15 protein-coding genes are annotated in these 15,666 nt (G+C 51.9%); all 15 read right to left on the minus strand.

The genetic code is table 11. The features are described from left to right. Positions 1-179: 179 nt before the first annotated feature. The gene (locus tag LA360_RS14245; protein WP_002587521.1) at positions 180-425 is read right to left on the minus strand and encodes a helix-turn-helix domain-containing protein; all 246 of its coding nucleotides are present in this window, start codon (positions 423-425) and stop codon (positions 180-182) included. A gap of 320 nt (positions 426-745) precedes the next feature. Then, entirely contained in the window at positions 746-1,561 is an 816-nt protein-coding gene (locus LA360_RS14250) for an NPCBM/NEW2 domain-containing protein (protein WP_057572007.1), read from the minus strand. A 219-nt stretch (positions 1,562-1,780) separates the two neighbouring features. Then, positions 1,781-2,404: a DUF47 domain-containing protein gene (locus LA360_RS14255; RefSeq protein WP_002587519.1), complete on the minus strand. Its 624-nt coding sequence runs from the start codon at positions 2,402-2,404 to the stop codon at positions 1,781-1,783. A gap of 17 nt (positions 2,405-2,421) precedes the next feature. Then, the gene (locus tag LA360_RS14260; RefSeq protein ID WP_002587518.1) at positions 2,422-3,480 is read right to left on the minus strand and encodes an inorganic phosphate transporter; all 1,059 of its coding nucleotides are present in this window, start codon (positions 3,478-3,480) and stop codon (positions 2,422-2,424) included. Between the two features lie 403 nt (positions 3,481-3,883). Continuing rightward, entirely contained in the window at positions 3,884-4,744 is an 861-nt protein-coding gene (gene larE / locus LA360_RS14265; protein ID WP_057572006.1) for an ATP-dependent sacrificial sulfur transferase LarE, read from the minus strand. 33 nt (positions 4,745-4,777) lie between these two features. Further along, a complete protein-coding gene (gene larC, locus LA360_RS14270; RefSeq protein ID WP_112482107.1) occupies positions 4,778-6,100 on the minus strand; it encodes a nickel pincer cofactor biosynthesis protein LarC in 1,323 nt (440 codons plus the stop codon). 1 nt (position 6,101) lies between these two features. Beyond that, positions 6,102-6,845, minus strand: coding sequence for a nickel pincer cofactor biosynthesis protein LarB (gene larB / locus LA360_RS14275; protein WP_022203529.1), 744 nt, complete (start codon positions 6,843-6,845; stop codon positions 6,102-6,104). 16 nt (positions 6,846-6,861) lie between these two features. Next, entirely contained in the window at positions 6,862-7,488 is a 627-nt protein-coding gene (locus LA360_RS14280; RefSeq protein WP_002587514.1) for an ABC transporter ATP-binding protein, read from the minus strand. After that, positions 7,485-8,417: an ATP-binding cassette domain-containing protein gene (locus LA360_RS14285; RefSeq protein WP_002594846.1), complete on the minus strand. Its 933-nt coding sequence runs from the start codon at positions 8,415-8,417 to the stop codon at positions 7,485-7,487. The genes LA360_RS14280 and LA360_RS14285 overlap by 4 nt, the downstream gene beginning before the upstream one ends. Before the next feature lie 47 nt (positions 8,418-8,464). Beyond that, positions 8,465-9,301, minus strand: a complete 837-nt coding sequence (locus LA360_RS14290) for an ABC transporter permease (protein ID WP_112482109.1) — start codon at positions 9,299-9,301, stop codon at positions 8,465-8,467. Next, a complete protein-coding gene (locus LA360_RS14295) occupies positions 9,298-10,278 on the minus strand; it encodes an ABC transporter permease (RefSeq protein ID WP_022203526.1) in 981 nt (326 codons plus the stop codon). The genes LA360_RS14290 and LA360_RS14295 overlap by 4 nt, the downstream gene beginning before the upstream one ends. 39 nt (positions 10,279-10,317) lie before the next feature. Beyond that, entirely contained in the window at positions 10,318-12,018 is a 1,701-nt protein-coding gene (locus LA360_RS14300) for an ABC transporter substrate-binding protein (protein WP_022203525.1), read from the minus strand. 431 nt (positions 12,019-12,449) lie between these two features. Next, positions 12,450-13,688, minus strand: a complete 1,239-nt coding sequence (locus LA360_RS14305) for an ABC transporter substrate-binding protein (protein ID WP_003526484.1) — start codon at positions 13,686-13,688, stop codon at positions 12,450-12,452. 85 nt (positions 13,689-13,773) lie between these two features. Continuing rightward, positions 13,774-14,556 (minus strand): ABC transporter ATP-binding protein, encoded by a 783-nt coding sequence (locus LA360_RS14310; protein WP_112482111.1) that lies wholly within the window; start codon positions 14,554-14,556, stop codon positions 13,774-13,776. Further along, positions 14,556-15,632, minus strand: coding sequence for an ABC transporter permease (locus tag LA360_RS14315; RefSeq protein WP_022203522.1), 1,077 nt, complete (start codon positions 15,630-15,632; stop codon positions 14,556-14,558). Before LA360_RS14315 ends, LA360_RS14310 begins: the two co-directional genes overlap by 1 nt. Between the last annotated feature and the right edge of the window lie 34 nt (positions 15,633-15,666).

A 15,666-nucleotide genomic window follows, 5' to 3' on the forward strand; every position in this document is an offset into this window, starting at 1 on the left:
CAAAGCACTGCACAGGATGCTGATAACCTTCATATCCAGCCATCCGGCAGCGTTCCCGGTTCACCTCATGACAGTGGACAGGCTACAGAAAAAGAGGCGGCTGTCCGTACCATATGGCGGCGTCTGTATTCTCAGGAATTTCTACAGCGGGATAGTATGGCCTAACTCCATACCGCCGTCTACTTTAACAGCTCATCATAGGTCGTTTCCAAAATAACCTTGATGGCCTTTAGCTGGGACACCTTGATATGCTGGATGCCCCGCTCAATTTTTACCAGGGCCTCCCTGGTGAGATTCACCTCAAAATCCCACTCTGCCAGGTCAATCTTCTGAATCAGTTCTGTCTGTCCAATCCCCTTTTCCTTCCGGATTCTGCGGATATTCGCCCCTATATTAGCACTCTCATCATTCTTAATTATGTCCATTCTGCCACCCCTGAATATCCGGACTGATTTTAGTCCTTTTTGCCATTAATCTTATTCAAAATTTATGATATAATGGGACCAGTATCAGTCCAATGGAGAGCTTCCGGGATCAGAATCTCAAAGCGGAAGCACCAGCGGCTGCCCTGAAGGCCGCGCACCGCTTCCCGGGATGGAGGTAAAGATTGAAAATGAGAAGCAGAGTACTCCCATGAAAAAAATAACAGGCTGAGTCCCCCCGCGCCAAAAGGCGCGGTCCTCAGCCTGTTTTCTAATCTATTCATTATGTTTGGTTTTTCCGTTTCCCGGACATCCGCCTCTGCCTACTTATACAGTGACAGACCATCCATCAGTATAATGGGATCATCCCACTCATTATCCGTAACCAGAGAAACCTCAACGCGAATCGCATTCTGTCCGGTCACATCCACGCCAAAGTGAATCAGCTTTTCATTGTAATGAATATCCTGTGACGTATAGAGTACGGTATCATTGTCACCATATACGGTTACTTTAGCCATGATTCCGCTGCTGAACTGGGAAGATGGAGCTATAACGCCGGATAAGAGCCGGTACTGTCCGTTGGCAGCATACTTCACATAGCTTCCTTTGCCTTTCAGACGGATGGCATTATTCCAGCGCTCGCCGGTGGATGTTTTGCCGGAGGTAATGATATTGTATCCCTTAGTAGAAAGGCCGTCCAACAGATTCTGCACCAGATATGGTGTGGACAGGTCTGTAATATTGGCCGGTTCCACCTCACTCTCCGCTGCAATCCATATGCCGTCCGCGCCAATCTGGCGTCCGTCAATCACTGTATTCGTGGCCATGGCTCCGTTGGGAAGCAGGAAGTACCATTTGTCGTTATCCTTAAACCATCCCCTCTGCATGACACCTGCCTGGTCCATGTAATACCACTGGCCGTCAATCTGCTGCCATCCCGTGGTCATGACGCCGTTGTTATCCATATAGTACCAGTTGCCGTTATCCTGAATCCATTCCTTGTAGGCAAACTTATTGGCGCCTCTCTGATACTTCCACTGATCATTCACATATTTCCATGTACCTGCATAGGCCGGAACCGACATAACCACACTCAGAGCCACTGCTGCCAATATAACCGCCAAACGTCTCTTCATTCTGAATCTCCTTTCATTCTCCCTTAGCTGCCTTATACAGACAGATACTATTCATCCTGCACTTGTTACATTATAATTCATTCTTTATTTTTATGCAACTGTGTGTACAAACTGTAATTAAACTGTAAAGATTAAATTCTTCCAGGATTTAAGCCTGTCCGTTAACACCATGTGGCCTGCCGGTCCTATCTCCCAGGCGTTTGCGGCTGCAGCCGGACATCAGGTATTCTTCATAATCACGCTTTCCACCACATCCGCCACATGCTCGCAGGCATCGCAGCATTTCTCCAGGTATACGTAAATCTCCCTCCAGGCAATGATTTCAATAGGGTCCGTCACCTCGGCGTGGAGACTGCGCATGGAATCAATGAACAGACTGTCGCCTTCCTCCTCCAGAGCGTTAATCTCGATAATCAGACCGTGAAGGGTCTTGGATTTTCTGAAGTCCGCAAATTCCTCCATGACCTCCTTAAGCGCCTCACAGCAGCGGATGATGACTTTTATGAAGGCAAGGGCCTCGGGGCGGATTTGCTGAACATTGTTTATGTAAATACGAATCAGCACATCCTCAATCTTGTCCGTCACCTCGTCAATACTCTGGCTCAAAAGAATGATATCCTCCCGCTCAATAGGGGTGATAAATGCCTTGACTAACACCGCCATCATCTCATGCTTTTTCTTATCCGCGTCATGTTCAATCCGGTGCAGCTCGTCCAGCTTGTCCTGTAAAAGCCCTGTATCAAAATGGTTCAGATTGCCCTCCAGCATTTTAGCTGCCTGGCACCCGCACTCAACGCACTCAATGAAATTCTGAAAATAATAACTATCACTTTTCTTAGACATCTTATCTTCTCCTTTGCTTATCCATGGAACAACATCATAAACAGCTTCGCCATCAGGAATCCAATGATACCGCAGCCAGGGAATGTCATGACCCAGGTCATCACCATATCCTTAACCACGCTGAAGTTAATGGCCGACAGACGTTTCACCGCTCCCACGCCCATGATGGCTGTGGTTTTAGTATGTGTGGTACTGACAGGAATACCGAAAATGGAAAATCCGAGAAGACAGGCAGCTCCCGCCATATCCGCGGAAAAGCCCTGGTATTTCTCCAGCCTTACCATATCCATACCCACGGATTTGATGATTTTCTTTCCTCCAATGGAAGTTCCCAGGGCCATGGCGGCCGATCCCAGCAAAAGCATCCACAGTGGAAACCGTACTCCCTGGGTATTGCTGGACCCGTTCACCATACAGATACCCAGCAGCATGACTCCCATGAATTTCTGTCCGTCCTGGGCACCATGCATGAATGCCATGGCGGCGGCTCCGCCAATCTGGGCATACCGGAAGAATCCGGTGGTTTTCCGGCGGTCCATATCCCGGCAGGTCCAGGCCACCAGCTTGCAGGAAAGGTAGCCGCTTAAAAATCCCAATACAACGGAAAAAATCAGACCATAAACCACCTTTATCCACTCTGCCGAGTTAATGGCAGAAAATCCTCCGCGGATAGCCACGGCAGCTCCGGTAAGGCCCGCTATCAGCGCATGGCTCTCACTGGTAGGACATCCAATGGAAACAGCAAAGGATGACCATACCACAATGGAAAAAAGCGCGGCACACAGGGCAACCAGAGCAATCGAAGTATCTTCCCCAAAATTGACCATATTGGTAATGGTCATGGCAACCGTGGAATTCACCATGGTCATCACAACCACCCCTGCGCAGTTGCATACTGCCGCCATTGCAATGGCCAGATTCACATCCAGGGACCTGGTTGACACGCATGTGGCAATGGCATTTGGCGCATCCGTGATACCATTGACACAGATGACCCCAAGGGTCAGAAGAACTGTTATCAACAATGCCGGATTTGTCACCAGCTGCCGCAGGAAAAAGGAAAACGACATGTCCATAATTCTTTTTTACCTACTCTCTTAATTATTTACTTTATCTTTACGTAAACTTTACAAACCCATGATTTTAATTCTAGCACGGTTTTTTATGGTAGTAAAGTTCAATTTCGTTAAGAAACAGAGGAAAATATTCGTCTTTGGATAACAGAAATGCTATGGGGTAAAATGGAAAATGCCTCCATTATCCATATATAGATAATGCAGGCAATGCAGACCGTGCAAAAATGTTTGCAGTTTCTTTAAATATATTTTCAGAGAAAATATACTCCAATTATTGATAATGTTTTATCTCTCATCCGGGTTTCCTGTTTATTCTTGGAGCTGCGGGCCGCCTTTTCCAGTCTGTTCCTCACAAGACAGACAGGTCCGGTCCGATTTTCCCAGTCCATCCCTCCTGAGCCGGTCAGCTCAGTCCGGTCAGCCCCACATCCATGCTTCCGGAACGGAATCCTTCTGCATCCAGGGTTATATATACAAACCCCATTTCCTTGAGACGGCTGACGATTTCCTTCCGGCATTTCATAAATACATCAAAGGCTTCCGGGTCCAGTTCCAGGCGCGCGATATCTCCGTGAAGCCTGAGACGTACATTGCCAGGAACCATGGTTCTGACATAAGCTTCTCCCGCTCCGATTCTTCCCAGCACCTCATAATCCAGGACAGCGCCGTAAGGCAGGCGGGTAGCCATACAGGGAGTGGACGGGCGGGATGCCACCGATATTCCGTACTCTGATGCCAGGGCCTTTACCTGGGCCTTGGTTATGCGCAGCTCTGCCAGGGGACTAATGATTCCCAGCTCCTTAAGCGCCTGGATTCCGGGGCGGTATACATGCATATCGTCCTCATTGGTGCCGTCCAGAATATACCGGATTCCCCTGGCCTGTGCCAGTTCTGCCAGCTTGGAAAACAGATGGCGCTTACACAGATAGCAGCGGTTTACCGGGTTATTTTTGATTGCCTCCTGCTCCAGCTCGTCCACGGTAATGACTTCATGGATTCCCCCCAGCTCCCCTGCCACGCGCCTGGCTATCTCCAGGTCGCAGGAAGGATGCAGGCGGCTGTCAAACGTCACGGCGTATACGTTTCTTCCCGTATGGGCGGCTGCGTCTGCTGCTGTCTTTAAAAGCAGGCTTGAATCCACTCCGCCGGAAAACGCAAGGCATATATCCTCTTTGGCCAGCTGCTCCATCCTGGCCTCCAGACACTTTTTCATATGATACAGAGATGGCCTTTCATCACTGTAGCTGTTATTTACCGTATTCATACAAATCTCCTAATCTGACATTATCTGTATCCATTAATCCTGCCGGCTTTCCTCTGCCTTCCTACGTACCTGATGATACGCGGTCTGAAAATCCGCGCCCTGTTCCATACAGATACGCCGGATGCTTTCATATTCAGGATAGAAGAACTTTCTGCCTTTGTAAGCGCACACCTTCACATCCGCCGGCCCGTAACTGGTTTCCACCTGGATTTCACTCCGCTCAAGAACAGTCCTCTCCGTTGGATAACGGCGGATTCCGATGGTGGTGGTCTGGGTCAGTATGATTTCCTCCATGGCCTCTATGGATGACTCACGGCAAAGCACGGACATCATATAGGCAGGACGGTTTTTCTTCATGTGAATAGGGGTATACCACACATCCGCGGCCCCGGCATCAAGGAGCATCTCCATGGTAAGGCCCAGCATTTCCCCTGTACAGTCATCCAGGTTCGTCTCCAACACCCACATGGTACGGTCCTCATCCTGTGAATTCTCCAGCAGCATGGCCCGGAGCACATTCGCCTGTTTAAAGACCTTGTTCCCCGCCCCCATTCCTATCTTAAGCAGACGGCAGGAAGCCGGAAGCCGGTCCTTTGTCCGCAGCGCGGCGGCAATGGCTGCCCCGGTAGGCGTAACCATTTCCCCGTCATTGTCTGTAAAATGCAGCTTAAGTCCATAGGAGGAAGCAATATTAGCCGTAGCCGGTACAGGAACCGGCAGTACACCGTGCTGGCAGCGGACATGGCCGTGGCCTTCAGACAATGCGGAAACCACCACATCCTCCACGCCCAGATTGTCCATACAGACTGCCACGCTGATAATGTCCACAATGGAATCAATGGCTCCCACTTCATGAAAATGAACCTGCTCAACAGGAAGCCCATGGGCCTTGGATTCCGCCTCCGCCACAATGCGGAACATGGTCCGGGCCATTTCCTTCACCCTTTCATTGGAATCCAGATGGTCTATGATATGATAAATGTCGTGGAGGTTCCGGTGAGTATGGGAGTGGGAATGGCCGTCCTCATGCTCATGGCTGTGCTCGTGCTTATGCCCATGACAATGCTCATGTACCTCTGAATGCCCACAGCTGTCTACGCGCTCATACGCATCTTCCTGCCGATGCGTATGCTCGTGGCTGTGTCCATGCCCATCCGCCTCCAAATGCACATCAAAATCAAAGACATCCAGACCGCACACCACCTTCCGGCCAAAATGCAGATGGTATCCATCCACTCCCAGACTCTCCAGCGCATTCTCCAGCACCTGCCTGTCCGCTCCCAGGTCAAGCAGGGCTCCTACCGTCATGTCCCCGCTGATACCCGAATTACACTCCAGATATAAAATCTTTCCCATTTTATCTCACCGCCATTCTGTTTATTTGGGCCGCCAGGTAGCCGGCCCCGTATCCATTGTCAATATTAACCACCGATATCCCGTTGGCACAGGAATTAAGCATTGTAAGAAGAGCCGATAACCCATGGAAGCTGGCGCCGTATCCCACAGAGGTGGGGACTGCCACCACAGGGCATTCCACCAGGCCTGCTATCACCGTGCCCAGGGCGCCTTCCATTCCGGCCACCGCCACAATGCAGTTAGCCTTGTCCAGGCGTTCCCTCTGGGCCAGAAGCCTGTGGATTCCGGCAACTCCCACATCAAATATCCGGTCTGCCCTGCATCCGAAATATTCAGCGGTCTGGGCTGCTTCCTCGGCCACCGGTATGTCCGCCGTGCCTCCCGTGCACACTGCCACACACCCCCTGCGCTCTTTACCCGGCTTCTCCACCTTGAGTATCCGTGATATGGGATCATACACCACCTCCGGCACCGCTGTTCTCACCAGCTCAGCCTGGCTCTCAGAAGCCCTGGTTCCCAGGACCTCCCCGTCTCTCTCATAAAATTTCTTATAAATTTCCAGCAAATACGCATCCGGTTTTCCCTGGCAGAATACGGTTTCCCCAAAACCGGAGCGCAGCTTCCTGTGATGGTCCAGCTTGGCATATCCCAAATCCTCATATGGCAGGTTCTTAAGCCGCATCTGCGCATCCTCTATCTCAACACTGCCGGACTTTACCTGTTCCAGTAATTCCCTGACATCCATCTTTCGTTCTCCTCTCTCAAATCCATACGGTTAAGCTATCCGTTCTCAAATCAGCCACCCTGCCGCAAACACGTTCCAGCAGCTCCTCTGAATGGCTGACCACCAGCAGACCCAGCTCCCGCGTCTTCACTTCCTCCAAAAGGAATCCCCAGATTTGGCTCTGGGTGATAAGGTCCAGCATGGCGCTTATCTCATCTGCCAGAATGAACCGGGTGCGCTTACCCAGGGCCCTGGCTATACAGAACCGCTGCAGCTCCCCTCCGGACAGCTCTCCCGGATACCGGTTCAGCCAGTCCGGTTCGATTCCCAGGCCGCGGACCACCCGTTCCTCCACAGCATCCCCTTCCCTCAGCACCTCCCGCATCTTAAGACGGGGATTTACCGACAGTTCCGGATGCTGCCATATCATCTGCACCGGATTGTAACCGCCCCAGGAAGAAATACTTTTTCCGTCTAAAGCCACAGTCCCATGGTCTGGCTTCTCATAACCAGCCAGTATCTTGCAAAAAGTAGTCTTTCCAAAACCGCTGGGAGCCTTCAGCCCCACACGTTCCCCGCTCTCCAGACTCATGCTGACATTGTTCAGTATTTTCCGGTTCCCATTGTCGTATTGAAACGAAATATTCATTGCTTCCAGTCTCATACTCCCGCCTTCCTGCATTTTACCATGCCGCCGCGAAAACTGCGATAGGAAATTTCCTGAAGACAGCCCTCGTCCATATCCGGGCAGCGGGGCCCATAGGGACATCCCGCGGGCATATCCGCCGCATAGGGCTGGGTTCCGGACGCTGCCTTAAACCCGTGTCGGGGCATGGCCCGGAAAAGAGCTCTGGTATAGGGATGACGAAGCCTCTGTTCATCCTCAAAATCCGCTGCCAGGGCTTCCTCCACATTGGTACCCGCATAAAATACCACGATTCTGTCAGCCACCTCCAGAGCCAGCTCCAAATCATGGGTGATGAGAAGAACCCCTGCCCCCTCGTCCGCTATCTCCCGGAAATGGTTGAGCACACGCCTGGCCGCTCTGATATGAAGCCCCGGAGTGGGTTCGTCTGCAATGACTAGTCTGGGATGCTCCATCACTGCGGTTGAAATCAGAACCCTTCTGGTCATTCCCCCGGACAGTTCAAAAGGATACAGTCCCTCCGTATCCTCTCCCAGCCCGTAGCGCCCCAGAGACTCACGGCAGCGCTTCACACTCTCCTTATCCTTTTGTCCCCTTCGTACCTGCTCCCCCACCTTCATCAGCGGATCCAGATAGGACACGCTCTGGGGTACCAGTACCATCCGGCTTCCCCGGAGCTGTTCCTTCCGCTTCTGGTTCAGAATTTCCCCCTCAAAGAAAACCGTCCCCTGACAGGCGGCATTCTGCGGCAGAAGTCCCATGACCGCATGGGCAAGAAGGCTCTTTCCCGAACCGCTGGAACCGGCTACGGCCACCACCTCATGTTCCCGTACCTTTATGTTCAGGTCCCGAATCACGGGAAGTTCCCTCTGGCGCCATCCCCCCACATACTGGGAAAATGAAATCATCAGGTGTTCCACCGACAATATGACTTGTTTTTCTTCCATGACAACCTCCTACAGAACAAACCCCTGCAACAGTGCAGGCAGAGATTCTACAGATGGGCCTGGGCCGGGTCCAGCAGACGGCTCAGCGTATCCCCGATAAAATGGAACAGGACCACCACAAATACCAGCAACAGCCCCGGAAACAGGGCCAGCCACCATTTTCCCATGACCAGGTATTTCATGCTCTCAGACAGGATAACGCCCACTGCGGGCTGCTCCGGCGGCAGTCCGAAGCCCAGGAAGGTTATGCTGGCCTCATGAAGGATTGCATGGGGAAACAGCAGAACCATGCCCACAAACAGCTGGGGCAGAAGATGAGGCGTCATATGTTTGAGGGCAATATAAAGCCTTCCCTTTCCCAGCTTCTTGGCAACCTGTATATACTGGCTCTCACGAAGCTGCATGACCTCCCCCCGCAGAAGCCTGGCCAGGGATGTCCAGTGGGTCAGTGAAATGCCAATCAGTACACCCCAGAATCCCTTTCCCACTGCAAAGGAAATGAGAATCAGCAGCAGGATATGGGGTATTCCCATGACCAGATCAATGATTCCCCCTATGACAGCGTCCGTGACCCTGCCCAGACAGGCGGCCATGGTTCCCATGATGAAGGCCGCCACCGCGCTGAAGCATGCTGTCAAAAACCCGATGCGTATGCTGATGGATAAGCCTGTAAGGCTGCGGATGAACATATCCCGTCCCATCCAGTCCGTTCCAAAGGGATAGGCCAGGCTGGGCGGCAGATTCTTTCTGGTGAAATCCGTGGCCAGTGCCCGCTCCTTTAACACCTGGCCGGCAATGGCAATGGCCGCCAGCAGGATGACCGATACCGCCAGCAGCACCGCCATGGCCTTGCGGCGGTTCCATCTGTGTCTTTGTGCGTTCATCCCCTGCTCCTCCTGATTCTGGGATCCACCGTTCCATACAAGAGGTTGGCGGTAAAGTTCCCTAAAAATACAATGGCCGCGCTGATGATTGTAATTCCCATCAAAAGCGGCACATCCCCGCCCAGTCCGGCCGTCACAGCAGCCTGTCCCAGGCCCGGATAGGAAAATACCTGCTCCACCAGCACGGAGCCTCCGAATATCTCGCTGACAGAGGCAAACTGGAGCGTCATGGCAGGAAGAAGGATGTTGCGGATTCCATGCCTGCGGATAATGGACCATTCCGACTCCCCCCTGGCCCTGGCAAACAGTACATAATCACTTTCCATGACCTCTGCCATCTTCTCCCTTGTGTGGAGGGCAATGTTGGAGATGCCTGTAATGGACAATGCAGCCCCAGGCAGTATGCCATGAATCAGGCGGTCCTTCATGGTCACAGCCCACGCCTCCACCCCGATTGGAACGGAAAGTCCTATGGGGAGCAGCTTAAGCCAGACCGCGAATACCACCAACAGTACCAGGGCCACCCAAAAGGCCGGCGTACTGGCAGTTGCCAGGGCATAGGAAGAAATAATACGGTCCGCTGCCTTTCCCTTTTTTGCCCCGGCTATGATTCCCATAAGGAACCCAATGAATCCGGACAAAATCCATGCCGCCGCCATAATCCAAAGGGAATTGGCCAGCTTCTCCCCGATTACCTGGGCCACAGGCCTGCGGTACAAAAGGGAGATACCCATATCCCCCTTAAGGAAATCACCGGCCCAGGCCAGATAACGGGTTACAGGCGGCGTGTTGACTCCCCAGTATTCCTGGAGCCTGGCAATCTGCTCGCTGCTCATGCTGCCAAGGGCCGCCTGCCCCACATTGGTGGTAAGGGGGTCCAGCGGAGAGACCGACACCAGGAAAAACGCCGCCATACTCACCAGCACCAGCAGGACCGCCATCCGTATGAAACTAACACCCGCCTGTTTCCAACTCATGATTTTATCCTTCCTGCATACATACAACTATGTCTTCTTTTATTCCCAGCTCCACTGGTCCACATTATTCACAATGGACCATCCGTGGCCATGGGGATGGATTTTCTGCTCCGCCACCTTAAGTCCGTCCCCGGACCAGTACAGATGGTCTATATTAACCAGCCAAATCCACGGTATATCCCCGTCCTGGGTCACTCCCTCGGTCCCGTCCCACTGGGCCTTCTTCCACAGCTCGTAAGAATCCTCCAAATTCCCGCTGGCCAGGGCCTCGTCCATGTACCGGTCCACGCTGTCATTGGCATAGGGAGAATACTCCGCCAGGCCGGTATCCTTCATAGTATGGTAAATATTGTAGAGCTCCATAGGCGTATGGGCGCCCCAGCCCCACATAAGCGGCTCTGTCTGGGCGCGGTCATAGGCGTCATCCCAGCCAACGCCCTCTATCTTTACATCAATTCCCACTTCCTTAAGCTGGTTGGCAGTATCCGCCGCCAGGGCCTGGCGTACAGAATCGCTGGCCGGGTACATCAGTGTAAATCCGGCCCTGACGCCATCCTTTTCCCTTATTCCGTCTGAACCTGCCTTCCATCCGGCTTCCTCCAGAAGCTCTGCTGCCTTTTCCGGGTCATACTCTGTCTTTGCAGACTCATTGTACCAGGGCATCTTATCACACACGCTGTATGCCGGACTTCCGTAACCGTTCAGCACATGTTCAATCATTTCATCCCTGTCAATCGCAATATTCACAGCTCTTCTCACCTGTACATCCGACGTAAAATTATTTCCAACAACGGTTTTGCCGTCAGATACGGTGCCGGCCTTTACAGCCGGAAGGTTGAAGCCCCGGTTATCCACTGTCTCAAAGGAAAGGAGCTCATATCCGGGAAGCGTCTGGTCCGAATAGGACGCGGCCGTATAGGCCAGGTCCACCTGACCGGACATAACAGCCGCGTAAGCCGCGTCCTCTTCCATGAAAAGTATGGTCACCTTCTTCATTTTCGGCTCTGTCCCGTAATAATCCGGGTTCGCCTCAAATATGACCTGCTGTCCCTTATCCCACTGTTTCATGATATATCTGCCGGAACCAATGGGATGTGACCCGTAATCCGCCCCGTAGGCATGTTCCGGTACGATTCCCACGATTGCCATGGTATAGGGCCAGATGGAATAGGGCCGGTTCATGTGAAATACCACGGTGGAATCATCCGGCGCCTCTGCACTCTCTAACATGGTAAAATCATTGACAGAGCTGGTGTCCCGGAGTGTGTTGTATGTAAATGCCACATCCCTGGCAGTCAGCTTCTCTCCGTCTGTAAACTTAACATCATCCCGTATATTCACGGTCCAGGTAAGGCCGTCCTGGCTCACCTCCATATCGGTTGCCAGGTCATATCCTATTTTCAGGCCGGCTGTGGTCACGGTCAGCGTACTCTGAATCAGCGGCTCATGGACATGTTCGCCTGCCCCCCATCCGTAGGCAGGATCAAATCCGGCCTCCGGCTCTGAGGTTGGCCCCATAACAACCACCACATCGTCCCTTGTCCCATTGCCTGCCTTCTCCCGGGCGCTATTTTCCCCGCTGTTTCCGGTACTGTCTCCCGCACTGTTTCCAGTACTGTCCGCGGCCGCAGATGTCCCGCTGTCCTTAACGCTGCTGCCCGCGCAGCCCGTCACAACCATGGACACGGCCAGCATAGCTGCCACGGCATATTTCATTCCATTTCTCATTCCTCGTCTCATTTCCCTCTCCATTTCCTTTTTATGCCCTTCCCATGTGCCCGGACTTCATACGCTTATATCTATAATCCCTGATTCAAGCCCTGATTCCATAAATCCAATCCATTTCCCGTCGCAAAAAGCATAAAAAAATACCAGAATAAGCGTATTCCTTGAGAATACATCCTACCTTCCTGGTATCCCTTACTTCTTAGATGATTTAATCTTACTTCATCGAATTTACTTGGTTCATTCTGAATGTTGACTTCTGTCAACCGTTAGGAAAATTATACGCAAAAGTCCGCAAAAGGTCAACGCTTTTCTTGCCAAACGTTTGCCCATATATTAAACAGTCAGCCTGAACCATCCCCACAAAGGGGAAAAGTTCCCAGGGAGCCAACACCTCCCTGGGAACTTTTTAGTGTAACTATGCACCTTTCTTATCTGTCTCTTATTTATTCACCCTTCTGCTGAACCTCTACGGTACGTCCATCCACGTCTTTCGGGTCTCCCACGGTCAGTCCCGGGACCTCCGCATCCGGGCACGCGTTTGTCCATGCAAGCTTCATGACATCGTCGGCTGTCATTTCCTTCTTCTGGATAACTCCAAGGCGGATGTAATCGGCTGCAATATTGCCAAGCGCTTCCTCTGTGATTGCGTCAGACAGGCCGAAATCCAGGGAATCCCAGAACTCAAGCTGATTTTCAAACTCGCCTGTCATCTTATTGGTGTCAAACATTAACTGCACGGCATCCTCAGAGTGGAGACGGGCAAATTGCCCTGCACGTTTAATCGCCATAACTATGTATTTTGCATGAACCGGGTTCTTGGCAAGAAAATCATTGTTCATGGCGGTTACACAGCACACCTCTCCCTCGAACTCATCGCTGGGGGTAATGGAGCATACCTTGCGCATCTTATCTCTGTAGTTGGCGATTACAAAATAATCCGAGAAAATGGAAGCGTCAATCTCGCCGCTCTCCATGGCAGCAACGCTGGCCGCGCTGTCTGCGATATCAAGATACTCCACCTCAGAGGTAGGGTCTATCCCCTCCCCGTCCAGCATACGGTAGATAATGTTCTGGTCGGAGTTTCCGATGCCGTCATGGATGGCAATGGTCTTTCCCTTTAAATCCTCAGCTGTCTTGATTTCGCTGTCGTTGAATACGTAGATGGATTTGCAGCCCATGTGGGCTCCGGCTACGAAGGTCATATCCACGCCGTTTGTCACCGGCACAAGCATGGTTGCGATATGGTCTGTTCCCCACAGGCACTTCCCTGTACCAACCGTGATAACAACAGACTCGCCTTCAATGTATTCCGCGTTAATACCGTAATCCTCATAATAGCCCAGCGCCTCGGCAAGGTATACCGCAGACACGCAGGCTCCCCCGTTAAACAGATAATTTAATGTTGTTCCAAAGGCAGGCTCCTTCTGCATAGCCTCCCAATCCTCCTGGGACACAGCCTCCGGGCGGCCGGCGTCTCCGGTTGCCTCCTCGCCGTTTTTCCCGGAATCCTGTGACTCTGCCGCTGACTCTGCCTCCGCTTTCGTCTCCGCCGATACAGCCGCTGTGGACGCGCTCTCCGTGGGTGAGCCTCCCCCCTGTTCCCCGCAGGCGCTCAGGGATAAGGCCATCATTCCCGCAAGCGCTGCTGCCAGAACGCGTTTCGCATTTGTTTTTTTCATCATACTGTTCTCCTTTTTGCTTTTAATGGTTATTTATATACACAGACCATAGAGTCTGCGCTTTTCACTTTACAGGGGTCTGTCCGTTTTACCGCTGACCGCTGTTTCTTCCGCCAAAGTGCAGGCGATTGAGGATTTCATTCCGGCAGGCCACAAAGGTCTGTGATGAGCGCTCTCTGGGGTATGCCTGGTCTATCCTAATATCAGAGACAACCCTCCCCGGGTGCGCGTCCATGACAATCACCCTGGTTCCCATGTAAATGGCTTCATCCACATCATGAGTAACCATGATCGCAAGCTGCTTTTTCTCCTGCCACACCTTTAGGATTTCATCCTGCATATTCATGCGTGTAAATGCGTCAAGCGCTCCCAGAGGCTCGTCTAACAGCAGTATATCCGGCTCGTTAATCAGAGAGCGCACCAGCGAAACGCGCTGTGCCATACCGCCGGAAAGCTGGCCCGGGTAGTCGTTCCGGAAGGATTCAAGGCCTATGATTTTAAGCATCCTCTCTACCTTCTTCTCATTCCCCTTCAATTTTCCCTGCAGCTTTAAGCTGAAGGAAATATTTTTTTCCACTGTCAGCCATGGAAAAAGGGTTGGTTTCTGAAACATCATTCCCCGCTCCGGCGACGGCCCTGTAATCTGTGTCCCATTTACGGTCAGATGGCCGGTGGTCGGGGGAATCAGTCCGGCCACAAGGCGGAGTATGGTGGATTTCCCGCATCCAGACGGCCCCACGAGACTGATAAATTCACCGCTTTTCATGGAAAGATTCACTTCGTTTAACGCATGGGTAACCTCATCGTGCTCCACCTTTGCGAAACTTTTTGATACATTGTCTAACCGAAGGATAATTGTATTTTCTGCCATTATTTCACTACTCCGTTCTGCCATCTGAGGACGCGGCGTTTAATCAAATCCAGCACCTTTGTCACAATAGTGAAAATAAAGCAGATGACAAACAGCGCAGCAAACATTTTGTCATAGGCCGCCCAGGATTTAGCCCAATTCATGTACCAGCCAAGTCCTGCTTTTACCCCCATCATCTCCGCAATCATGATTGCAACACAGGAGGAACTCATGGCTTGGGTGCAGCCCTGTAAAATAGAGGGCATTGCATGAGGGATCGCCACCCGGAATACAAGCTGCCGCTCACTTGCCCCCAGGGTCCTTGCGGCCTCGAAGAAATCCTTGTCCACATTTTGGATGCCGGACATGGATGCCACGGTAACTGCAAACCATGAGCCAAGAGCGATGATAAACACGGCACCCCTGAACAGGGAGGCTGCCACAACCATGATAATGGGAATCCATGTTGCGGTGGGGATGGGCCCCAGAAATTTGATAATGGGATTTATCCAGTACCGGGCCTTTTCGGAGTAACCGCAGGTAATTCCCGTAACCAGTCCCAGGACAATACCGATAAAATATCCCAAAAACAGCAGGCGCAGAGTGTGAAGCGTACATTCAAGCAGATAAGCCCGGTCCTCCCATGCAATGTTCAATATGCTGTTCATACACGGAACAAAGGGCTGGGACAGGATGCCTGTTTTCAGGGTCAGGTAATCATAAACGGTAAGCAGGAGAAAAAAAGCAGAGACCAAAGGCGCGCGGTAGCGCAGGTCCTCCACTGTCCGTTTATCCCCCCTCCGGTTTTTAATCCCGGCTTCAAGGGCATAGAGAGCGTATGCGGTCATAAAGGCTGCCACTACCCATACATAGGTGTAGGGATGGCTGTTGGGACTTCCGTTGGGAACCTCCCAGTACTCGATAATAGCGATGAAACCGCAGATAACCGGAAGCACCATAATAACAAAATCCAGGATTTTCTGCCCGCGTGTTTTTTCCTTTTGCTCCAGTTCTTTTAGCTGCTGTCTCGTCAGATGTCCCAGCGGGTTTATCTGTCCGCTGTCAGGGACAGGCTTTTCCTCCATATTAGTTGACATAGTCCTTCTCCTCTGCATGTGATGGATACTAAAG

Origin of the sequence: Enterocloster clostridioformis (assembly GCF_020297485.1) — a bacterium.
Lineage (GTDB): Bacteria > Bacillota > Clostridia > Lachnospirales > Lachnospiraceae > Enterocloster > Enterocloster clostridioformis.